This window comes from Runella rosea (genome assembly GCF_003325355.1).
In the GTDB taxonomy this organism is placed as follows: Bacteria; Bacteroidota; Bacteroidia; order Cytophagales; family Spirosomataceae; genus Runella; species Runella rosea.
This window is the reverse complement of the sequence record NZ_CP030850.1, coordinates 1,555,004-1,577,545: the sequence shown is the minus strand read 5'-3', so window position 1 is coordinate 1,577,545 and position 22,542 is coordinate 1,555,004. Positions and strand designations below refer to the sequence as shown.

24 protein-coding genes are annotated in these 22,542 nt (G+C 44.0%); 10 read left to right on the top strand and 14 right to left on the bottom strand.

From position 1 onward, the window contains the following. Positions 1-96: 96 nt before the first annotated feature. The gene (locus DR864_RS29780; protein WP_162793600.1) at positions 97-240 is read right to left on the bottom strand and encodes a hypothetical protein; all 144 of its coding nucleotides are present in this window, start codon (positions 238-240) and stop codon (positions 97-99) included. A 113-nt stretch (positions 241-353) separates the two neighbouring features. On the opposite strand from DR864_RS29780, the gene hisG reads away from it, so the two are divergent. The 5 genes from hisG (at position 354) to DR864_RS06685 (ending at position 5,949) form a co-directional block, all read left to right on the top strand. After that, positions 354-1,208, top strand: a complete 855-nt coding sequence (gene hisG / locus DR864_RS06705) for an ATP phosphoribosyltransferase (RefSeq protein ID WP_114066227.1) — start codon at positions 354-356, stop codon at positions 1,206-1,208. Positions 1,209-1,248: 40 nt separating this feature from the next. Beyond that, positions 1,249-2,517, top strand: a complete 1,269-nt coding sequence (gene hisD, locus DR864_RS06700) for a histidinol dehydrogenase (RefSeq protein ID WP_114066226.1) — start codon at positions 1,249-1,251, stop codon at positions 2,515-2,517. Positions 2,518-2,606: 89 nt separating this feature from the next. Continuing rightward, on the top strand, positions 2,607-3,665 hold the full coding sequence (gene hisC, locus DR864_RS06695; protein WP_114066225.1) for a histidinol-phosphate transaminase: 1,059 nt from the start codon (positions 2,607-2,609) through the stop codon (positions 3,663-3,665). Positions 3,666-3,720: 55 nt separating this feature from the next. Beyond that, positions 3,721-4,254, top strand: coding sequence for a hypothetical protein (locus DR864_RS06690; protein ID WP_114066224.1), 534 nt, complete (start codon positions 3,721-3,723; stop codon positions 4,252-4,254). A 168-nt stretch (positions 4,255-4,422) separates the two neighbouring features. Then, positions 4,423-5,949, top strand: a complete 1,527-nt coding sequence (locus DR864_RS06685) for a right-handed parallel beta-helix repeat-containing protein (RefSeq protein WP_114066223.1) — start codon at positions 4,423-4,425, stop codon at positions 5,947-5,949. Between the two features lie 107 nt (positions 5,950-6,056). Here DR864_RS06685 and DR864_RS06680 read toward each other — a convergent pair whose 3' ends face one another. The 4 genes from DR864_RS06680 to DR864_RS06665 all read right to left on the bottom strand — a co-directional run bounded on the left by DR864_RS06680 (position 6,057) and on the right by DR864_RS06665 (position 8,515). Beyond that, the gene (locus tag DR864_RS06680; protein WP_114066222.1) at positions 6,057-6,446 is read right to left on the bottom strand and encodes a DUF1398 domain-containing protein; all 390 of its coding nucleotides are present in this window, start codon (positions 6,444-6,446) and stop codon (positions 6,057-6,059) included. An 88-nt stretch (positions 6,447-6,534) separates the two neighbouring features. Further along, on the bottom strand, positions 6,535-7,299 hold the full coding sequence (locus DR864_RS06675; RefSeq protein WP_114066221.1) for a helix-turn-helix transcriptional regulator: 765 nt from the start codon (positions 7,297-7,299) through the stop codon (positions 6,535-6,537). A 17-nt stretch (positions 7,300-7,316) separates the two neighbouring features. After that, entirely contained in the window at positions 7,317-8,306 is a 990-nt protein-coding gene (locus DR864_RS06670) for an NAD(P)H-dependent glycerol-3-phosphate dehydrogenase (RefSeq protein WP_114066220.1), read from the bottom strand. 83 nt (positions 8,307-8,389) lie between these two features. Continuing rightward, a complete protein-coding gene (locus tag DR864_RS06665; protein ID WP_229598173.1) occupies positions 8,390-8,515 on the bottom strand; it encodes a FeoB-associated Cys-rich membrane protein in 126 nt (41 codons plus the stop codon). 147 nt (positions 8,516-8,662) lie between these two features. Between DR864_RS06665 and DR864_RS06660 the strand changes: the two genes are divergently transcribed. Further along, positions 8,663-9,898 carry an MFS transporter gene (locus DR864_RS06660; protein ID WP_114070182.1) on the top strand — a complete coding sequence of 412 codons (1,236 nt, stop codon included), beginning with the start codon at positions 8,663-8,665 and terminating at the stop codon, positions 9,896-9,898. 97 nt (positions 9,899-9,995) lie between these two features. Here the strand turns inward: DR864_RS06660 and DR864_RS06655 are convergent, their stop codons facing one another. Then, positions 9,996-10,373, bottom strand: coding sequence for a DUF1573 domain-containing protein (locus DR864_RS06655; protein ID WP_114066218.1), 378 nt, complete (start codon positions 10,371-10,373; stop codon positions 9,996-9,998). 213 nt (positions 10,374-10,586) lie between these two features. On the opposite strand from DR864_RS06655, the gene DR864_RS06650 reads away from it, so the two are divergent. After that, a complete protein-coding gene (locus DR864_RS06650; protein ID WP_114066217.1) occupies positions 10,587-11,834 on the top strand; it encodes a sensor histidine kinase in 1,248 nt (415 codons plus the stop codon). Positions 11,835-12,016: 182 nt separating this feature from the next. Beyond that, positions 12,017-12,712: a response regulator transcription factor gene (locus DR864_RS06645; protein ID WP_114066216.1), complete on the top strand. Its 696-nt coding sequence runs from the start codon at positions 12,017-12,019 to the stop codon at positions 12,710-12,712. A 6-nt stretch (positions 12,713-12,718) separates the two neighbouring features. Here DR864_RS06645 and DR864_RS06640 read toward each other — a convergent pair whose 3' ends face one another. Beyond that, positions 12,719-13,597, bottom strand: a complete 879-nt coding sequence (locus DR864_RS06640) for an AraC family transcriptional regulator (RefSeq protein WP_114066215.1) — start codon at positions 13,595-13,597, stop codon at positions 12,719-12,721. A 187-nt stretch (positions 13,598-13,784) separates the two neighbouring features. Between DR864_RS06640 and DR864_RS06635 the strand changes: the two genes are divergently transcribed. Continuing rightward, positions 13,785-15,218 carry an arabinose isomerase gene (locus DR864_RS06635; protein ID WP_114066214.1) on the top strand — a complete coding sequence of 478 codons (1,434 nt, stop codon included), beginning with the start codon at positions 13,785-13,787 and terminating at the stop codon, positions 15,216-15,218. A gap of 3 nt (positions 15,219-15,221) precedes the next feature. Here the strand turns inward: DR864_RS06635 and radA are convergent, their stop codons facing one another. Continuing rightward, on the bottom strand, positions 15,222-16,589 hold the full coding sequence (gene radA, locus DR864_RS06630; RefSeq protein ID WP_114066213.1) for a DNA repair protein RadA: 1,368 nt from the start codon (positions 16,587-16,589) through the stop codon (positions 15,222-15,224). A gap of 215 nt (positions 16,590-16,804) precedes the next feature. On the opposite strand from radA, the gene DR864_RS06625 reads away from it, so the two are divergent. Further along, positions 16,805-17,464 carry an ABC transporter ATP-binding protein gene (locus DR864_RS06625; RefSeq protein ID WP_114066212.1) on the top strand — a complete coding sequence of 220 codons (660 nt, stop codon included), beginning with the start codon at positions 16,805-16,807 and terminating at the stop codon, positions 17,462-17,464. A 160-nt stretch (positions 17,465-17,624) separates the two neighbouring features. Here DR864_RS06625 and DR864_RS06620 read toward each other — a convergent pair whose 3' ends face one another. The 6 genes from DR864_RS06620 to DR864_RS06595 form a co-directional block, all read right to left on the bottom strand. Next, positions 17,625-18,167, bottom strand: a complete 543-nt coding sequence (locus tag DR864_RS06620; protein WP_205319215.1) for an SRPBCC family protein — start codon at positions 18,165-18,167, stop codon at positions 17,625-17,627. Positions 18,168-18,198: 31 nt separating this feature from the next. Next, complete coding sequence (locus DR864_RS06615) at positions 18,199-18,546, bottom strand: YciI family protein (RefSeq protein ID WP_229599534.1); 348 nt, start codon at positions 18,544-18,546, stop codon at positions 18,199-18,201. Positions 18,547-18,629: 83 nt separating this feature from the next. Beyond that, entirely contained in the window at positions 18,630-19,346 is a 717-nt protein-coding gene (locus tag DR864_RS06610) for a DUF8737 domain-containing protein (protein WP_114066211.1), read from the bottom strand. Beyond that, positions 19,343-19,924, bottom strand: coding sequence for a Crp/Fnr family transcriptional regulator (locus DR864_RS06605; protein WP_114066210.1), 582 nt, complete (start codon positions 19,922-19,924; stop codon positions 19,343-19,345). Before DR864_RS06605 ends, DR864_RS06610 begins: the two co-directional genes overlap by 4 nt. Positions 19,925-20,103: 179 nt before the next feature. Further along, complete coding sequence (locus tag DR864_RS06600; RefSeq protein WP_205319213.1) at positions 20,104-20,907, bottom strand: DUF6896 domain-containing protein; 804 nt, start codon at positions 20,905-20,907, stop codon at positions 20,104-20,106. Positions 20,908-21,006: 99 nt separating this feature from the next. Continuing rightward, positions 21,007-22,503: a helix-turn-helix domain-containing protein gene (locus DR864_RS06595; protein WP_114066209.1), complete on the bottom strand. Its 1,497-nt coding sequence runs from the start codon at positions 22,501-22,503 to the stop codon at positions 21,007-21,009. Positions 22,504-22,542: the final 39 nt, after the last annotated feature.

The following is a 22,542-nucleotide window of genomic DNA, read 5'->3' as shown; positions in this document are numbered from 1 at the left end:
TCCGTCCGACTTACTTACAATCATACGCTAACGCGTATTTTTTTTTGTTAAAATTGCTTTTTTTGTACAAATCCTTGACAATCCTGCGCGCCTACCCTACATTTGCAGCTTCAATTTGTACAATTCTTCGTGAAAACACGCAACTACGCTTTTTTTCGACATCACCACCACCACGCCTGCGGGCGAGCGTAGATACCATTCCATGCGTAGGGCTTCTGGATATAAGTCATGCGTTTTCATTAACTTTGCCTCCCTATTTCGTGTTAGAACGACTTTTGCTCAGGCAATCGTACGCGCACAGGTAGTGAATCCCACTCAATCATTTGCTCATCTATTCTTTTCGTTATTCAAAAATGTTACGCATTGCCATTCAAAAGTCCGGACGTCTCAGCGACGATTCCATCAAATTATTCAAAGAATGCGGTATTCAGTTCGATAGCAGTTCTTCTGGAAAGTTAAAGTCTATTTCTGCCAATTTTCCCGCCGAATTTTTATTCCTGCGCGACGATGATATTCCTGGTTACGTCGAAGACGGCGTGGCCGATTTGGGCATCGTTGGCGAAAATGTATATACTGAAACGGGCCGTCAGGTGACCGTAGTACATAAATTAGGATTCTCGAAGTGCCGTTTGTCGTTGGCTATCCCGCGCGGCACGCAATGGAACGGCGTTGAAGACCTTCAAGGGCGCGGCGTCGCTACGTCGTATCCGCGTATTTTGGGTAATTACCTAAAAGAAAATGGCGTAGAAGCCGACATTCATGAAATCAGCGGTTCGGTTGAAATTGCGCCAAGTATTGGTCTTGCCGATGCCGTGTGCGACATCGTGAGTTCGGGAAGCACGCTTTTGAGCAACGGCCTCAAAGAAGTAGAGGTCATTTATCGTTCGGAAGCGATTTTGATTGCAGCCCCCAATCTGAGCGACGAAAAAGCCCTGTTGCTTGACAAAATCATGTTTAGAATTAAGGCGGTACAAGCGGCGCAAAATCACAAATACATTTTGCTGAATTGCCCCGCCGATGCCGTCGACAAAATCATGCAATACATACCAGGCATGAAAGCACCGACCGTATTGCCGTTGGTGACCGAAGGATGGGTGTCGCTTCATTCGGTTATTAATGAAAATGATTTTTGGACCAACATCGAAAAAATACGTGAAGCAGGTGCCGAAGGGATTTTAGTCATTCCCATTGAAAAAATGATTCGATAACAGTGTAGTCATTGCTTGGCACGACATTTCTTACAGAACTATGCAAATTATCCCTTATCCCGACCGCAGTGAGTGGCCTGCGCTTTTAGCTCGACCGACGCAAAGCATGGCCAATATCGAAAAAGCCGTAGCGCCGATTCTTGAACAGGTTCAGAAAGAAGGCGATGCCGCATTGCGCGCTTTGGCCCTCAAATTTGATAAAATTGACCTTACGGAGATTGCCATGCCGCCAGCAACATTGGCAGCAGCGGAGGCAAGTCTTACCGAAGAACTCAAAGCCGCCATTCGACAGGCGTATGCTAATATTCGAAAATTTCACGAAACGCAGTACCAGCCCGTTCAGAAAATTGAAACCATGTCGGGCGTTACTTGCTGGCGGCGCAGCGTGGGTATCGAGAAAGTGGGCTTATACATTCCTGGAGGCTCGGCTCCGCTGTTTAGTACTGTGCTGATGCTCGGCGTGCCTGCACAACTGGCTGGTTGTAAGGAGATTGTTCTCTGCACTCCCAGCGACCACCCGGCTATTTTGTACGCGGCGCAGTTGGTGGGTGTGACCAAAATTTTCAGAATAGGCGGAGCGCAGGCCATCGCCGCAATGGCCTACGGAACGGAATCAGTCCCTAAAGTTTATAAGATTTTTGGGCCAGGAAACCAATACGTAACGGCCGCTAAAATGCTGCTGGCTAAAGAAGGCGTGGCCATTGACATGCCAGCGGGCCCTTCCGAAGTGGCAGTGTACGCCGATGGGTCGGCGGTTCCGGCGTTTGTGGCGGCCGATTTATTGTCACAGGCAGAGCACGGTGCAGACAGCCAAGTGTTGTTGGTATCGACGGATAAAAAATTCTTAGCGTCGGTTAATCTTACGCTTTCTACGCAGTTGGAAGCGTTGCCTCGGAAGGAGTTGGCGCGAAAAGCGATTGAAAACAGCAAGGCAATTTTGGTCGAAGATGAAGCCGAAGCCATTGATTTGCTGAATGAATACGCCGCCGAACACTTGATTTTGAGCGTAAGCAATGCCGAGGAAATCTCCGAAAGAATCATCAATGCGGGTTCTATTTTCTTAGGCAATTATACCCCCGAATCCTGCGGAGACTACGCATCGGGCACAAATCACACCCTGCCAACTAACGGCCACGCCCGGGCGTACAGCGGGGTATCGTTGGATAGTTTCGTGAAAAAAATCACCGTTCAGCACATCACTCCCGAAGGCCTCAAGGCCCTCGGACCGACCGTTGAAGCCATGGCCGAAGCCGAATCGCTCCAGGCCCACAAGCGTGCCGTGAGTCTTCGATTGAGCAGTTTGAAATAAGGCAAACGTAGGGGCAGGCCTCGCGTCTGCCCGCTTGCGTCTGCCCGTTTGTATCAGCCTGTTTGCGTCTATCAGAAATACCTACCACAATGACATTTGACTTAACAAAAATCCTCCGTCCGCATATCCTCAACTTGGTGCCGTACTCGTCGGCGCGGGATGAATATACGGGCAAAGAAGGTATCTTTTTGGATGCCAATGAAAATCCCTATCAGTCGGTAAACGGTCAGCACTGGAACCGCTATCCCGACCCCTACCAGTGGGCGATCAAAGAAAAATTGGCGCCTATCAAAGGCGTACGACCTACCCAAATCTTTCTGGGCAATGGCTCCGACGAACCCATTGACCTGCTGGTGCGGGCCACCTGCACGCCCCGTGAGGACAATATGTTGCTCATGCCGCCCACCTACGGGATGTATCAGGTAAGTGCCGACATCAACGACGTGCCAGTAATTAAGGTGCCGTTGACGTCTGATTTTCAGATTGATACCCCAAGAGTGTTGGCGGAATTGACCCCCAAAACTAAAATTGTGTGGATATGCTCGCCCAATAACCCTAGCGGAAATTTGGTACAGCGCGAAGCAATTTTAGAAATATTGAACAACTTTCAAGGATTGGTGGTCGTCGATGAAGCGTACATTGATTTTGCTAGTGAGCCATCGTTTACGCAGGAGTTGGATAATTATCCCAATCTGATTGTATTACAGACATTTTCTAAGGCGTGGGGGTTGGCTTCGCTGCGTTTGGGCATGTGTTTTGCCTCCGAAGAAATTATTAAGGTATTAAACAAAATCAAACCTCCTTACAACCTCAGCGGCGCTACGCAGCAGTTGTTACTTGAAGCGCTTGACTACGTCGAAACCAAAAACCAATTGGTAAATGATATTTTGGCGGAGCGGGAGCATTTGCGCACGAATTTGGCCGCCTTGCCGTTAGTTAAAAGGATATATCCCTCAGATTCCAACTTTTTACTCGTTGAATTTGACGATGCTTCGGCCGTGATGCAGTACTTGATTGACCAAAAAATCATCGTGCGCGACCGTTCAAAAGTGATTCTGTGTGATGGATGCCTACGGATTACGGTCGGAACGGCGGAGGAAAATAAAACGCTGTTAGACACGCTGAAAGCATTTGCTATCATGGCGTAACCGATAAGGGTTTTGAGGCCGCCGATTGTCATTATTAAAATTAATACTACAGTAGATGAAAAAGAAGCTTTTATTCACTTTGTTGCTTAGTGCCTTGGGTATTTTACCCTCAATGGCGCAGTACAATAATTGGGCGGTTGGATTTCAATTGGTAGAGCCTTCTGGGCTGAATGTTCGTAAATATTTTGGGGATAACAAAGCCTTGGATATATCGGCAGGAACGTATGGTCTGTTTTACGGCCGTGACCGTAAGTACCGTAAAGGCACTTATCAAAATGCGGGATTTTCGGTGCGGGCGGCGTATCTGTGGCACCGAGGGTTGTTCAAAGCCGAAAAACTGCACGTTTATTACGGCTTCGGCGGCCAAATCAACTCACGTCGCTATTATTTTGACCCTAGCAATGTGCCCGGTGTCAAAGTGTTTACCAACAATATTTCGCTCGGAGGCGCAGGTTTGGCAGGAACTGAATATTTTGTGTCAAACAGTCCTTTATCCCTGTTTTTGGAAGGCGGACTTTACATTGAATTGATTCCTGACATTTTTTATCTCCACCCGCAGGCTAGCATCGGCGTTCGTTTTAATTTTTAGCATTCTTATCGTCGGTGAGGTTATAACCTCACCGACGATATTTGTTAAAACGCTGCTTTTTTTATCACTTCAGCCTTCACTTTTACCGTTTCAGCGCGAATGCCCCTTTGCTTGAGGGCTAGGCAAATTACTTTTGAGCGTTCAAAAATTCAAACAGTAATTTAAGCCATGAAACAAAAAAACGTACTTCAGAACCTGCGGGTTCAGGCAATGCCTTTTGCCAAAAAATCTGTTATTGCCTCTCTGTTTGCGCCTTTGCTGTTGCTCATGTTGACAATGACAGGTTGTAAAAAGGAAGAAATCGTTGATCCAACGCTTACCGTAACGGCAAAAGCGGGCGCGGACCAATCCGTACAGGTAGGGCAACAGGTCAGCTTGGATGCCTCTGAGTCAAGCGACGCGCAGGGTAAGCCGCTCACGGTAGAGTGGAAGCTGTTGCGGAAGCCCGCCAAAAGTACCGTGACCCTCTCAAACGCGTCGTCGTTTAAGCCTACGTTTACGCCTGATGAAGTAGGTGAATACGAACTTGAACTGACCGTCAGTAGTGCCAATGGCAAAAGTACTGATAAAGTGTTGGTAACCGCATCGGTTGCCGAGCCTTTGGCCATTACCGCCAATATCACCGTCAAGACCAACCTCACCGACCGCGTAGTCAATCCCGACTTGCCAGACTACATCGTCACCAAATCCATTGATGTCAACAATGAACTGACCATTGCCCCTGGCGTAGTCATTGCGTTTGAGCGGGATGTTCGGATGAACATTAATGACAACGGCGGGCTTATCATCGCTAAGGGCGAGGCCAACCGCAAAATCAAATTTGTTGGCGTACAGAAAACCAAGGGATATTGGGTGGGTATTTCGCTTTATTCGGGCAGCAACGCCAATCTTATGGAGTACGTGGAAATAATGCACGCTGGTAGCCGTACCATCTTTAGCACCACAAAATCTGCCTTGTTTATGTCGGGAGGTAGCAAAGCACAGATTGCCCTCAAAAATACCCTATTTTCTCAAAACGATGGCTACGGAATCTATGCCTACGACGGTTCTATTTTACGTGAATTTTCCCAAAATGCTTTTTCGAACAACACCGAAGCGGGAATCATGCTTACTGCTGAAAACGTGGCAAAATTGGATGCCGCCTCGACGTTTAAAGGCGGCAATGGCCGTGATGTGGTAGAAGTGACCGCCTCGGGCATCAAAGGCAAGGAAGAAATCACGTGGGCGGGATTTGCCGACAAAACTCCCTACCGCTTGATGGGGGAATTTACGGTTAATACGGGTTGGAAGTTAAATCCCGGCGTTATTCTGGAAATGAACCGCGACGCGGTCATTAGAATCAATACCGATGGGTATATTTTGGCCAAAGGAACGGCGGCCGAGAAAATAGTTTTCAACGGAGCCAACAACACGGCGGCCTATTGGCGCGGCCTGATTTGTTACTCAGCCGACCCCAAAAATTTGCTTGAACAAGTAGAATTTAAAAATGCGGGCAGCGCAGCTATTGTATCAGGCAAGCGGGCCAACGTGGCCATCCACGGCAACCGAGCCACCATGACCATCAAAAATACGGTTATCAGTGGCAGCGGCGGTTATGGGGTATTTGTTAGCTATGGCGCTTCGGCCAATGCCGATTTAATAACGGCGAATACTTTCGATAAAAATCAGGAGTCAAATGTGTTGATTGAGAAATAATCAGTGAGATTCTAAACAATTTGGGCCGCCCCTTATGAAGGGTGGCCCAAATTGTTTTGTTCACTTGCCCCACAACCGCCTAAAAGGGAGGTTTTTTATAGGCTGTTTTATTGCGGTATTATTTCCATCAATAGTTCATCTTTGGCTTTGTTATAGTAGGTACAAGTCATTTTGTCCATCGCAACTGTCCATTTTTCAATGCCCGATTTTGCGCAGTCTTTGCAAAAAGTAGGATAATCGGTTTTGCCTTGCTGATGCGCTTTTAGGTCAATTTTGAATTGTTCGGCATTGCTTATTTCGGCAATAAACAGGGTGTCATACGTCGGGGTAGTTGAAGTTTGGTAGGCATCTTTCCCAAAATAGTCGGTGTGTCCGTCCGACACGTAGGTTTCATAGGAGGTCACGCCCAATTGAATCAGTTCTTGAATATAGTTGGGAAAATCGGCACCCGATTTTACTTTTGAATGGGCGGCTTTAATTTGGTCTACGGTAAACATTGGTTTTGATTTTTTGGTCGTTAAACGATGATTTGTACAATGCAAAAGTCCTCAAAACTAAGGCGCTTTCATTGTAAAAAATCGTTTTTTATAAGAACCGCTTAAACTGTTCGGGAGTATCGCCTGTGTATTGTTTAAAGTCCTTGATAAAATGGGCTTGGTCAAAAAAATTGTTTTCGTAGCAAATATCAGTAAGCGATTTCGGGCCATTCAAATCATTTAAAACCGTATTGAATCGAACAATCGACGCAAATTTTTTAGGGGAAGTGCCCACTAATTTTCTGAAACGTTTCTCAAAAGGGCTTTGGCTGATAAACAGTTTTTCGTTTAACTCTTTGATTTTAATGGTTCCTTTTGACTGATAAATGAGCTTGACCGCTTCAACGATAAGTCGGTCGTTTTGAATGTCTTTGAGATGAGAGAGAAAGAATTGTTCAATAATCTGAATACGCTGGGCATCTGTCGTGGCTGATGATAGCTTTTCCTCTGCTTCACGTACTTTGTTCTTATCAAAAATATCGCCGAGTGAAATGCTCCGGTTAAATAGTTCATGGGCGGGGCTTGCCGTAAAGTGCGTAAAGCCGATTTCGGTAAAGTAAACCAATAGGGTCCCGATGTTGGCGGAGTTTTTGAAGAGTTTATAGTGGTCAGAAATACCCGTTATGCCCGATGTTTCCAAATTCAATTCCACGTTATTGATAACCGTTGAAAGCTGTCCACGGTACTGAAATCCAATGACAAGACCCGACGCAGGAAAAACCTTGTATTGGCTTTCCTGCGCATTTTCGGCCACCACAAAGTATTTAATGTAGGGGCTAAGTTGCGCTGTCGGGATGAATTTGTCAAATCTCATAATGAATTTGTAATTGCCTAACGAAGTTTCATTTTCAACAACCCAATTTCAGTGGCTGGCGGCTGACGCTCGTAGAGAATCCTGTAGGTGGCTTGTGTGATGGGCATTTCAACGCCGTATTTCTTGTTCATTTCAAAAATACTGTTGACAGCGTAGTAGCCTTCGGCAATCATTTTCATTTCCATTTGGGCCGATTGAACGCTGTACCCGCGCCCAATCATGTTGCCAAAAGTACGGTTGCGGCTAAACTGCGAATAGGCCGTTACGAGCAAATCGCCTAGGTAGGCCGAGGCGCTCAAATCACGCTCGCGCGGGTCTACGGCATTGACAAAACGACGGATTTCCTGCATGGCGTTGGAAACCAAGACCGCCTGAAAGTTATCTCCGTAGCCCAATCCGTGGCTGATGCCGCAGGCCAACGCCACGATGTTTTTCATCACTGCCGCGTATTCAACCCCGTACAAATCCACCAAAGGGTTGGCGGTGACAAACCGACAATTCATCAATTGGGCAAAATGCGAAGCGCAGGCTTCGTCGGTGGAGGCGATGGTGAGGTAAGATTGCTTTTCGAGCGCCACTTCTTCGGCGTGACACGGGCCCGCAATGACGGAAATTTGACTCAGCGGTACTTCAAAACGCTCCTCTACCCAATCCGTGACCAAGCAGTTTTTTTCGGGAATCATGCCTTTAATGGCCGAAACGACCCGTTTGCCCGCAAAATGTTTGGCGGTTAATCCTTGGAACGGTTCCTGAACAAAAGCGGCAGGAATGGCCAAAATGACGTATTCGGCACCGTTGAGGGCGTCGGTAATTTTAGAAAAAGTCTTTACTTTTCGGGGGCTTAGGCGCACGTCGCGGAGATAATCAGGATTGTAATGGTGCTTCCGGATGTGGTCAACGGCGGCACGGTCGCGCAGCCACCAACGGATAGATACGTTGTTTTCGGACAGGATTTTGATAATAGCAGTGGCCCAACTGCCACCACCTATTACGGCGATTGATGTCATTGGTAAGATTGTCGGTTCTAAGTTTGTTGCACAAACTTGCAAAAAAAGCCCCAACTTTACCCTTTGCTACCTAAACTTTACCCTTATTTTTCACACCCGCAGCCCTTGCCGCAACCTGATTTTTTAGGGCTTAATTCTTTTCGTAGGCGGTTGCCGACGTACCCCAACGCCCCTAAAAAAAGCAAACCGATGACAATTGTTTCCATCATTTTGGAAGAAAATTAACGTAAAAATGCGTTTGGGAGAATTTTCTGGTGATTTACGCTTTAAAGTATAAAATCTACCCCTTATCGCTTTACACAAAAACGCCTTTTTCCGTAATTGCGTTCCTGATGACCCTTTCCATTAATAATTTTATGAAAAACAGCAGTGCCCAATCTACCTCTTTAAGCCGTTTGGTGAGTTTGCCCGTCATTGTGGCTGCGCTCGGCTACTTTGTGGATGTATATGATTTGATTGTGTTCAATATAGTACGGGTTCCGAGCCTCAAAAGCCTCGGACTCAGCCCCGAAGAGGTGTCGAGCGTAGGCGCTGCTATCTACAACTGGCAGCAGGCGGGATTGCTGATAGGGGGAATTTTATGGGGAGTTTTGGCCGACAAACGCGGTCGGCTTTCGGTCTTATTTGGCTCTATTATCATGTATTCGCTGGCCAATATCCTGTGCGGTTTTGTGCAAACGCCCATGCTGTACGGTTTTCTGCGTTTTATGGCAGGGGTAGGGCTAGCGGGAGAATTGGGGGCAGGTTTGACGTTGGTTTCTGAAATATTACCCCAAAAGCTACGCGGTTATGGGTCTTCGATTGTGGCGAGTGTGGGGCTTTTGGGCGCGGTTGTGGCTTTCCTGACCAACTCATGGTTTGACTGGCGCACCACGTATTTTGCGGGTGGTGGTTTGGGGTTGGCCCTGTTACTGTTGCGGATACGCGTGTATGAATCAGGGATGTTTGAGCAGGCCAAAACCCAAAGTTTGCGACTAGGCAGTATGTCGGCGTTTTTTACCGATAGTACCCGTTTTTGGAAATATATGCGTTGCATTGGGGTCGGAGTGCCCACGTATTTTGTCATCGGAATTTTGGCCACGTTTAGCAATGAATTTGCGAAAGCGTTGGGTATTACGGAAGAGATAGTGACTGGACGGTGTGTGATGTACGTTTTTGTCGGAATGGTCATCGGAGATATGTTCAGTGGGGTGCTGAGTCAGTGGCTTAAATCGCGTCGCATGGCAATTGGTATTATGACCACCATGACTTTGCTGGGGGTAATTTTTTATTTGTACGGTGGTATCACCGACGCGGCGGCTTTTTATATTGTGTGTGCGTATTTGGGCTTTTCAATTGGTTATATCGCCATGTTTTTAACGGTAACGGCCGAAAGTTTCGGAACCAATTTGCGCGCTACGGCTACCTCGACCGTAGCTAATTTTGTCCGGGCCACTACGCTACTGACGCTCCCCCTGTATCAATACCTCAAACCCAGCATGGGGGCTCTTTCGGCAGGAGGTTTGGTGGCGCTGCTCTGTTTTGCGATTGCGTATCTTTCCCTTTTTCTCATGGAAGAAACGTTTCACAAAGAGTTGGATTATGTAGAATAACGAGTTGTGTATTTATAAAAATGACAGGCGCACTTTCTGGGTGCGCCTGTTTGCTTCATGGCTGTGTTGTTTTTTACATTACATCCAACTGATAGCACTATTTAGTGACTTCTCCGTGGATGTTTAGCGTCACCAATCCCCCCTCAGCGTTGGATTCTACCGTGACCGTTTTGTTAAATGTTCCAACGGCGGCGGCGTTAAATGTCGCTTTGATTGTGCCCGATGCTCCAGGCATAATTGGCTGTTTGGGATAGTCAACCCCCGTACACCCGCATGAACCATACGCCTTGCGGATGATCAAGGGAGCGGCACCTTTGTTGGTGAACGCAAATTCGGCCGTAACAGGCTTACCCTGTGTGATTTGCCCAAAATTATGGTCGGTTTCTGTCCAACCAAATGCTGCTACTGCTGCACCTGCAAAAACAAGAGAAGCAGTAACCATTAAGAATAAAAAAAGAAGTGTTACTTTTTTCATAAAAATAAGTCTTTAAGAGGTTAATGAACTTTTTTATCAATTGACGTTTCAAAAGTATGGTGTTTGGTTTAGTGCCTGTGTTAATGAAAACTCAACTTTTGTTAATGGTTTGTTAATCGTTCGATAAGAATCTGTATACCTCCTAAATTCGTATGTATTTTTTGGTTAATATTGCCAACAGGCAGTTTTAGTTAAAAGTGCGCGCTTGCATTTATGTCAAGAAAAACAATTCGGCTTCTGGTAATTTTATCCACATTGTCCATTATTGGGGTCATTGTGACACAGATATATTGGGTAAGAAAAGCCCTCGACATGGGGGAGCGCCAGTTCAATCAGCAAGTTCATGTGTCTTTGCAGGAAGTGGCCGAGCAGCTTGCACAGCTCAATGCGGTGATGCTGCACAATAACCCAGTAGAGCAACTTTCTTCCAATTATTTTTTGGTTAATACCAATTCAATGGTTGATCCGGGCATTTTGGAACATTACCTCAAAACGAGCTTCGTAAGGCATAATATTATTACTGATTTTGAAGTAGGAATTTATGATTGCGCCAGCAATAAAATGTTTTATGGCGTAGCACTTAGTACTCGTAATGACAACAAGACCCCAACCCAAACGGCTAATTGGCTCAAATCCAATAAATATCCTTATTATTTCGGCGTACGTTTTCCCAATCAAAATAGCGCTGTCATTAACGATCTCAGAGGCTGGATTTGGTCTTCGTTGCTGGTGTTGATTGCAGTTAGTTTTTTTGGATATGCCCTGTTTGTTATTTTACGGCAAAAACAACTCACTGAAATACAGCGCGATTTTATTAATAACATGACGCACGAGCTGCAAACGCCCATTGCTACTATACGCATCGCGGCCGATGTGCTCAATACACCCGCCATCAAAGACCAGCCCGAACGCCTCAAAAAATACACCGAGATTATCAAAGAGGAGGCCCTGCGCCTCCAAACCCAAGTAGAAACGGTGTTGAATATGGCTAAAGCGGCTAAAAATAAACTGCCGCTTTCCATTGAATGGCTCGACGCCCATCAAATCATCACTTCGGTGTCTCATAAGTACGAGAATGACCTTACTCTGCACCTGAATGCTATTGAGCCTTATATTCACGCAGACCGTATGCATTTTACGAATGCCATCAGCAATTTAATTGACAATGCTTTTAAATATACACCCCAAAACCCCGTTATTTTGTTGGAGACATTCAATGAAAATGGGGCATTGGTGGTGTCGGTAAAAGACAATGGTATAGGAATTGCCCCTGAATACAGAGATAAGGTCTTTAAAAAGTTTTACCGGGTTCCGACTGGAAATGTCCACAATGTAAAAGGGTTTGGCATTGGCCTGAGTTATGTACAGCAGATTGTAAAAGCCCACCAATGGAGAATCCAACTCAAGAGTGAAGTGAATAAGGGAAGCGAGTTCAAGATTTTAATTCCATTAAAAAAATAGGGAATACGCAGAAGCGAGGTACCATTGGTTTCAGTCTCCATTGGGGTTTACTTTTAAGCCCGATTGAACAAACCGAACCATTTGAATTGTCAGAAAATTGTCAGTACTTTCCGCCATCAATTCTCGAAGAGCAGTAATTTGACGTTACTGATACGATTTCACTGATAACAGATTTTCTAAAAATGCCCCGTATTTTATATGTTGAAGATGACCCGAATTTGGGTTTTGTGACCAAAGATAACCTCGAACTTCACCATTATGACATCGTCCACTGTACGGACGGATTGCAGGCGTTAGAAACTTTTCAAAAACAGCAACCTTTTGATTTATGCGTGTTGGATGTGATGTTGCCGCACCTTGATGGATTTACATTGGCACAGAAAATTCGCCAACAGGACACGCAGGTTCCCATTCTTTTTTTGACGGCGCGCTCGTTGCAAGAAGACAAACTACACGGCCTCCGACTCGGCGCCGACGACTACCTCACCAAGCCTTTCAGCATGGAAGAGTTGGTACTCAAAATAGCAGTTTTTCTACGTCGAAGCCAAAAAAATCAAGCTAATGAATCAATAACGCAAACGCCAGGGGTAATCAACGTAGGCAATTATGTGTTTGATTTTGAAAAATTACACCTTCAAATCAACGGTAAAACGCAAGATTTGACTTTTCGTGAAGCCGAAGTTCTACGCTATTTGGCTGAACGTCACAATCAGATCATCAAACGTGAAGACTTGCTCAAAGCCATTTGGGGTGACGATGATTATTTTATGGGCCGTAGCCTCGACGTGTTTATGTCGCGCTTGCGTAAATACCTTTGCGACGACCCCAATATCAAGATTGAAGGAATCCACGGCGTAGGCTTCAGGATGCGGTGGTGAGGTTGATTACTTCTTCTTGCGCAGTTCTGAAGCATTATAATTCATCTTCTTTTTGAAAATTCTCGAAAAATAAAACTCTGATTCAAAGCCAGATTGATAGGCGATTTCGGCTAAAGTCAGGTTTGTTTCCTGAATGAGTTGCTCCGCTTTTCGTAATTTCAGGGTAAGGTGATATTGGTTAGGTGAGGTGTCTAGTACTTCTTTGAACGTTTTACGAAACCAGATATAGCTTAGATTGAATTTTCTTGCAAGTGCTTCAAAATCAATATCTTTGTTCCAGTTTTTGTGGATTTCGTCCCGTATTTTATCAATAATTTCTTCTTTTCTCGACATCTTTTGGTTCGACAACAACACCGATGCGTACACGATTCCCAAGAGGTGAATGAGTTGAAAAGAAGAAAGTTTTTGGAAAGAGTCTCCTCGGCCTTCAATCACCTCAATGAGTTTTGAAAAAGTCTCCAAGAATTCAGCGTTAAAACCTACTTTAATGATTGGATTTTGGGGATTAAAACATTCCTGTTCCAATAAATAATGGGCGTACGTGCCCGAAAACCCCACCCAATATTCTTCCCAGCCCGTAGTTTCTTTTGGACGATAGCGGTGCCAAACCCCGGGATACAGCAAAATAATGGTTCCTTCTTCGATGACTTGCGGGGGTAAGCCGTTGGCCTCAAAATAGCCTTCTCCTTTGGAAATATAAATGATTTGGTATTCTTTCAGGCTTCTACCTTTATCCCACTCAAAGTAATAATCGTCAGGGTGTTGGATGTCGGGGTAAGGATGATTGGCAGGGTGGATGTTATGCCCTACATTGAGAATGTTTATTCCCTGATTTTGCTCGTTTGTACTGGATTCAAAAGTGAAGTATTTTCTAAATAATTTCATATCAAAAAATATAAAATAATAATCAAAATGGTCATTTGTGGATGGTCGAAAATACTATTTATTTGTGGAATATTACCATAAATATCCTTTAGTACTGATTTGGTTTGAAAACGGGCCAGTAGGTTGTTGTACAAAGTGATATTTATAGTTTGAATGTGTAACCGTTTGGAGTGAACTCTAACGTATGATGAAATTGAATACAACCTTAAAAATCGGATTGTTCGGTATTGGTTTAGACACCTATTGGCCGCAGTTCGAAGGATTAAAAGAGCGGTTAGAAGGTTATTTGGGGGTTGTAGAGGCAAAATTGGCCACCGTTCACCCAAACATTGTCAATGTCGGATTGGTGGACTCGCCCGATAAAGCATTTGAAGCAGGAAAACATTTTAAGACCGAAGACGTCGATATTATCTTTTTGTACGTAACTACCTACGCGTTGTCTTCGACAGTCTTGCCCGTCGTTCAACGCGCCAAAGTTCCTGTCATTATCCTTAACTTATCGCCCGCCCCGGCCATTGATTACACCTCATTCAATGCCATGACCGACCGCACCCAAATGACAGGCGAATGGTTGGCGTACTGCTCGGCCTGCCCCGTACCCGAAATTGCCAATGTATTTAATCGGGTAGGAATTACGTTCCACCAAATTACGGGAATGTTGCATAATGACTCCGAAACTTGGCTGGAAGTCAGCGAGTGGGTAGAGGCGGCCAAAGTTGCCAATATCATGGCCTACAATCGGTTGGGTTGCATGGGGCATTATTACAGTGGAATGTTGGATATTTATTCTGACCTGACCCAACAGTACGCCCATTTCGGTGGTCATATCGAATTGTTGGAAGTGGAAGAATTGGCTGAATTACGAAAAGAAGTAAGCCAGACTGAAATTATCCAACGCCTTCAGTTATTTCAGGAGACCTTTGATATTCAGTTAGATTGTCCACATGAGGAGCTTGAAAAAGCGGCCGTTACATCGGTAGCGCTGGAGCGATTGGTGGACAAACACAAGCTGGGCTCGATGGCCTATTATTACAAGGGAACGGGCAATCCAGAGAATGAAGAAGCGATTGCGTCCATTATTTTGGGAAATTCACTACTGACTGCCAATGGCGTACCCGTGGCGGGTGAATACGAAATCAAAAACGCCCAAGCCATGAAAATTATGGACAGCTTTGGCGTGGGCGGTTCATTTACGGAGTATTACGCCATGGATTTCGCGGATGATGTGGTGCTAATGGGCCATGATGGCCCGGGGCACATTGCCATTGCCGAAGGTAAAACCAAAGTACGCCCCTTGAAAGTCTACCATGGCAAAGTAGGTAAAGGGGTTTCGGTAGAAATGAGCGTAAAAAACGGCCCCGTTACGCTATTGTCGGTTGTAGAAAAAAGAGGCGGTGGGCTAATGCTATTGGTAGCCGAGGCAGAATCGGTTGCGGGGCCGATTTTAGAGATTGGTAATACCAACAGTCGGTATAAGTTTTCTATCGGTGCCCGCAAATTTGTTAACGATTGGAACAGCCACGGCCCCGCGCATCATTGCGCCATCGGCGTGGGGCACATCAGCTCAAAAATTGAAAAATTGGGTGCGTTGCTGGGAATGGAAGTACGAAAAGTTTGCTGAGAACTACCGTAATAATTCCCCAAACACTTCATCCAACTTCGCGACGGGGATAATCTTAATGTCGTAGCTCTTGAAAATCAGTCCTTTGGTGTTGTATTTGGAAATAAAGATTTTCTTAAAGCCCAATTTTTCTGCTTCGGCAATGCGGCCTTCGATGCGGCTCACGGCCCGGACCTCACCGCCCAAGCCCACTTCTCCCGCAAAACAAACCGAAGGTGGTACAAAAGAATCTTCAAAAGACGATGCTATGGAGGTTACCACGGCCAAATCAATGGCGGGGTCTTCTACGCGTAAGCCTCCCGCTACGTTGAGAAATACGTCTTGGGTACCCAGACGAAAACCGCCGCGTTTTTCCAACACCGCCAACAGCATCTGAAGGCGTTTGTTGTCAAATCCCGTACTACTGCGCTGCGGCGTACCGTAGTTGGCCACACTCACCAGCGACTGTATTTCAATCATGAGCGGTCGGTTGCCTTCGAGCATGGAGCCAATGGTGATGCCGCTCAATTGCTCTTCGCGCTGTGAAATCAAAATTTCCGACGGATTGGTCACTTGCCGAAGTCCCGTGCCGAGCATTTCGTAAATCCCTAATTCTGAGGTGCTTCCAAAACGGTTTTTGGTTGTGCGCAAAATCCGGTAGGTGGTGTGGCGGTCGCCTTCAAACTGAAGTACCGTATCCACCATGTGTTCGAGGGTTTTGGGGCCTGCCAAGCTGCCGTCTTTGGTGATGTGCCCAATCATAAACACCGGCACACCGCTTTCTTTGGCGTATTTCATCAGTTCGGAAGCGCATTGACGCACCTGCGACACGCTACCCGCGCCCGATTCGATGAGCGACGATTGCATGGTTTGGATAGAGTCAATGATGAGAACATCTGGCTCAAATTCTTCGATTTGACGGAAAATATTATCGGTCGACGTTTCCGTCAGAATAAAGCAATTGTGATTTTTGGACGTAAGCCGCTCGGCGCGCATCTTGATTTGCTGTTCACTTTCTTCGCCCGACACGTACAGGACGCGTTGGGTGAGTGTAAGCGCAATTTGCAGCATCAGCGTCGATTTTCCGATGCCCGGCTCACCGCCGATGAGCACCAACGATCCCAACACAATACCGCCGCCCAAAACGCGGTTCAGTTCGCCGTCTATCGTGACAATACGCGGTTCTTCTTCGTATTTTATTTCGACAATGGCTTTGGGTTTAGAGGCCAAACTCACCGATTTCCATTGTCCGATGGGCCCTTTTTTATCTTCTTTTTCGAGAACTTCTTCTACCAAGGTGTTCCATTCGCCGCAGGAAGGGCAGCGTCCCAGCCATTTGGGTGACTGATGACCACAACTTTGACAAAAATAAGCGGTTTTGACTTTAGCCATATAATCGTTGAAAAATAGGTTACGAAACTAACCTATAAAAATGAAACATCAATGTCGGTGATAAAGATTTGGAGAGGAATGTAAATAAACGGCCTTTCTTTTTTGCTCGGGCTACCTATTACCAAAAGCCACCAAAATGTGTTTAACCGTAAATCACTGTTGCCTAAGTTGCGAAGTTTTTCAATCTTTGTCAATTCAATTTTAACGCGTTAAGAATGCTGAAAGCCCGCCAAATTGTTCGTAAATACGGAAATCTTTCCGTTTTGAAAGGCATTGATTTAGAGATTCATAAAGGAGAATTGGTTACGATAGTGGGCGCTTCGGGGGCGGGAAAAAGTACCCTTTTGCACATTTTGGGAACGCTCGACCGTCCCGATGCGGGGCAGGTTTTTATCAACGATACCGATGTTTTTTCCCTCAAAGAGAAAGACTTAGCCGCTTTTCGCAACCATACCATTGGCTTTGTGTTTCAGTTTCACCATTTGCTGCCTGAATTTACGGCCCTAGAAAACGTGTGTATGCCCGCTTTTATCGATGCCAAAAGTGACGAAACGGAAGTAAAAAAAAGAGCCAGTGAATTATTGGAAATGTTGGGTCTGAAAGACCGTTTGGGCAATTTACCCTCACAATTGTCAGGGGGAGAGCAGCAGCGCGTGGCCGTGGCCCGGGCCTTAATCAACAATCCGGCCATTATCTTTGCCGACGAGCCCAGCGGAAACCTTGACTCTCGAAACGCCGAAGACCTGCATCAATTGTTTTTTCGACTGCGAAACGAATTGGGACAAACCTTTGTCATCGTGACCCACAACGAACACCTAGCCGACATGGCCGACCGCAAACTGGAAATGATCGACGGCGGCCTTGCGCATCCGTAGGGGCAGGCTTTACGTCTGCCTTGGCTGTCATTGAAAAGGATAGAAGAAGGGGGGGGACTAAATTGGTACAAAGCAAACGGTTCAAACTCAGCGCAAACTTTCAAACTTAGTACGTTTCCCCCCATTATACTCAACCACTTTGAGTTGCGGTATGCTTTATCTATTGTTTTTCAACCGCTTTTTTTAGTAAATCCAATCCCTGTTGGTTCATTTTTTCCATTCCTGCTTTTGCTCCAAAAAGCCACATAAAGAAAGCATCAATCAACCCTGATTCGACTTTGAAGTCCTGCTTTACTTCAATGCCATTGGCGGTTTCTGTGAAGTAATAGTCAAAGGTTGGTTTTGCCACAAATGGTTTTTGAATATCACATTGCATACCGATAAATTTGCCTTCTTCGATTTTCCTAATTTCCTGATAACCTAAGTCTTTACCTTTATTTCCATCCCAATGGTATTGCGCCCCAACAGTACCATCCGTGCCTTTTACCTCATATTTTTGGCTTGGGTCTTCGGCCAAAAATGGCGACCATTTAGGAAAGTTTTTAAGATACTTTACCATATCAAAAACCTCCTGTTTTGTACCCTTTATGGTTACTGTTTTTATGATTTGAATAGATTTTAAACCACTGGCTTTAAATAAGCCAAATCCGATGAATGCAACTAATGCGATTGCTATAATTGAGAATATCATTTTCGTGTTCATTTTTTTGATTTTTTACATTTTTTGTTTTGTACTACATTGGCTGAATGGCTCTTACCTCAACCATTCCGCCCATAAATAGTATCGGACAGTTTTTTGCCATTCCTACAGCCTCATCCATCGAGTTGGCTTTTACAATCATGTTTCCTCCAAGTGCCTGATTACCTGTAATATGAATGCCTTCAACAACGGATTTGTCGGCAAAAATTTGCTTTCCCTCAAAGCCAAGTTGATGTGTGCTGACCAATTTTTCTTGTATGGCAATGTTTCCAATAAATGCCCCCCATTGTTGGTGCATGTCGGCCATTTCAGCTTCTGTTGGCTGATAGTTGCTGTTGGGTTCGTATCTGAACACAAGCATAAATTCATTGTTCTGTACCATCTTACTTTTGTTTAATTGTTAATGATGGGACAAAAGTAGGGTGGCCTTATCTTAGCATTCTTGCCATAGGACAAGAAATGAATTTATGCAGAAAAATTTTTTAGTTTTTGGAAGATACCCCAATGCAGGAAGACAATAGTTGGAGGGGCAAAGGCAGGAATAATGCAGAAAGGAAAGAAAGCCAGACTATCAACTCCCATAGCTCCGGTATCAATAGATATTTTGGTCAGGAAATTGGCTGCAATAGCTGTAAATAAAATATCTATTATCCCAAAAATATTCCAGTAAAAAGTAAGTTTTTTTGCGTAACGCTTTTTATTTTGAATGGCTTTTGCCACAAAAATACTACTAATTGCGGTGAGCATATCGCCAATACCTGCAATGAAGGCAAATGGTTTGGGTAATGCTTGGTGTAGTGCAAGTAAAATAAAAAAAATGCCTATCAAACGAAATAAGTGTAGCTCAACTAAGTTGTCCAGTGCGGCATTTTTTAATATGGTTTTGTAAATTTCAGTATTTCCTACTACCATAAAAAGAAAAATAGCATAAGGGAAAGTAGTAAGCAAAAGTACTCTAGGAGGAAATGAAACCTCATTGAACCAATCGCAGTAACTAGCTACAGCAATATATGATAAATATAAAATAAAAAAGAAAACAATAATTAAAAAAGCGCTTTTGGCTTGGGTATTTTTAGATTCTCTGCGTACAAATAGAGATATTAAAATAAAGGGTGCAGGAATTGCAACTAGAAAAGCTATTGAAATCCATAACGGAACAAAATAATGTACTAGTTTATTCATTTATTACTTGATATTTCTTTTCTAATTCTACTTAAAGAGGTGTCTGTAATGCCTAAATAGGTTGCAATTTGTTTTAAAGGTACATTTTGAACTATATCAGGTTTTGACTTTAAAAGATTTAAATACCGGTCTTTTGCTGGGTCGGCGATGATTGATACAGAATGGTTTTTTAATTCAAAATAATTATTTACCAAACGAGTGCGCCCCACTTCTCTAAATGCTTCGATGTTAAATAATTTCATGAAATTTTCAAAAGTGATTTTCCAAGCAACACAAGCGGTTATTGCTTGTATATTTTCTCGACATTTTGTTTTTAAAAAATAAGAATGCCAGTCTATTACTATGTCTTCTGAACTAAAAAATTTGGTGCTTATGTCATTACCCTCTAAGTCTATCACATAAGACCTTGCAAAGCCGCTTTCCATAAAATAATAAAAATTTGCAGTAGAACCTTCTTTAATAAGAAAGTCATTCTTTGCAAATTCAATTCGTTCGTATTGATTAAATATAATTTCAAGATCCTCTTTTTTGAAATTTTGCTCCTTAAATATTACTTTTAAATAATGTTTATCAGTCATGTTTGTTTTTATATTGAGGAACTTTTATGCTTGCTTGCCGCTAACGTTTCGGGGCTTTGCGAAGTTGGGGTTTAAAATGCACTATGTCTCAGCCTAGCACTAATGTACATAAAAATTCCGAATGTTTAAATTTAGCACTTCAGCCCCAATTTCGCAAAACCCTTGTTGTGCGGTCGTTTTTATTTTTTCAGTCCTAAAAGTTTCCAAAAGTTAAATTTAGGTTTATTATTTTTCTCGTTTTGTTCTTGATACATTTTTTCCAAGTCCAAATATGATTTGATTTCTACTTTTTGTCTGTCTGCTACTACAATTCCATAATGATTGCCAATATTTGAACTTATTTTTTCAAACTTGCCAAGTTTAAGCATTCTTTCATTTATTCGTACTCCGTCTGCATAGTCTTCATAAATTTCAACTGGTAAAGGTTTATATTTAGGTGTCGACTTAATGTACTTTGAGAAAAAATAAGGGTCTAAATCTCCAAATTCTTGACCAAATACAAGCGGAACTTCTATTTCTTGTTTAGTTTTAATGTTTACAAAGCCACAATGGAAACCGTGAACATAATAATTCCATCCTTCAACTTTTCCATTAGACCTTCCGTCTATTTTAAGTTCGTTAAATGTCTGCATTGGAAATTCTCTATTTAAGTTCAAGTCAAGCTTGCTAACCAACTTATTTAGTAATTCTTCTCCCAATTTTCGGTAGTCCTTTGCACATTGTTCAAAAAAATCTTGATTGTCTTCAATTTCTTTGTCCGTAATAAGTTTTTCAATGTTTATTTCTGGTTCAATTGTGTGTATTGATACTTGAAAGTTAAGTAATTCCTTTTTTAATTTCTGTCCGATTTCTTCTCTCTTACTTTGAATATTTTTTTCAAAAACGAGCTTTATTGTCCGTTCCCTTGGAATAGATAATATCGTTTCAATTGAAGGAATTTGTCCAACCGAGTTTATTGTTATTATGTCTGTCGTTCTGTTCAATGGTGTCGGTTTTTAAAATGACGCACAACATCTGTATATACGCCATAAGTTGCGTATATACGTCAAAAATAAACAGCTTTACGCAAAAACCAGCACCTCCTACGCCTCGCTGCTTAGCATTTTCATGGCTTTCTGAATGGCTTCGTTTTTGCGCTTGCGTTGAAGTACGGTGGGTGCGGCCATGCGCTCTTTGCAGTCAAATGAAGGGCAGCGCTCGCAGGTCTCGTTTACTTCGCGTTTGGTGATTTCGCCTGTACTCAAAAATTTGATTTTTGAGAGCACATTTTCGTCCAACCGAATCCCCATCGAAACGCTCACGTTGAGGTTGGGCGTGGGCGACATCGGCTTGGCAAACGACACCACAAAATACTGGTCTTGCGTGTCCATGTAGTGCGAAACCTGCGTACGGCATAGTATCTGCTCGTACTCCCCGCGCGATTGCAACTCGGCCAATTCCTGCAAAATGGTAAGCGAAATCCAACGACGGCAGTAGTGCTCATCGCGCACCGTGTGTGGATTGTGCTTGCGCGCAATGTGCATCTCTTTGGTCAAATCAAAGCGGTTTTGTCCCGCAAAATTATTGAATCTGAGGAAGAACAACTGACTGATTCCGAAGTATTTAGGGAGAATATTGCTCAGTCGATAACAAAAAGATTCGGGCGTACTGTGGAAGTAATTGATCATGTTGACCAATGCCTCCCCGTCAAAATGCGGCTGCTCAAAAAACGTGGACAGTTTCTTGGCCAACACTTCGCCTTTGATGATGATAGCACTGGAAAAATAAGAGGCTTTATAATTGTTGAGCAGTTGTTCAAACGATTCAGCTTCTACTAAGTGCGTGGTATTCAGTCGGTTTTTGAGCTTCATGAATTGATAGCCCAACTCACGCCCGTAAATAAACGCCCGCTGATTGGCGTCTAGTTGGGGACTGATGAGCAACCGTAACTTATCCCCTCGTGACACCAGCATCGAGCGAATACCGATGAGTTCGGGATATTTTTTTTCGTCAATGAATTGAATTTCGTACGGATAATTTTTGACCAATAAGTCGGCCAAGTATTTGTCGTCCAGAATCAATTCTTCAGGAACGGCATGAAACTTCAAAAACTGCTCGGCTTCCTGCTCCAAATCCTCGAAATAGTTGTCGTACATTTCTTGGTAGGTCCGCAGCGCCGAAAAGTAAAATTGCTCCACCGACATATTGTAGTTGCGCGCGATTTCGATGAGCGTTCCGATAAACGCGCTCAATTTGGTGGGCGCGTCGGAAAGCATTTCCAATAAATCGGCGGGGTCGATTCCGAAAAGGTCAAGCGGGAGCTCAGTTAGGATATTGGATTGCAATAATTCCGAAATGGGCTCCAGTTTTTTGCTCAACTTGATAGAAACCAGCGAGTCGTATTCTACATCCAATGCCCGCGAGAGGGCCATGATTTTGTCGGACTTGGGATATTTTTTCCCTTTTTCAATTTCGTTGATGTAAGAAATGGACAGTCCAGTTAGTTGTGACAAATCGCTGAGAGAGAGAGATTTGTCAAGGCGAAGCTGTTTTAATTTGAGCCCAAAAACGAGGCGAATATTATCTTGGTTAAGAGACACGTCAGGGATTGTTATTACTGTGTAAATTTAGTACTTTTT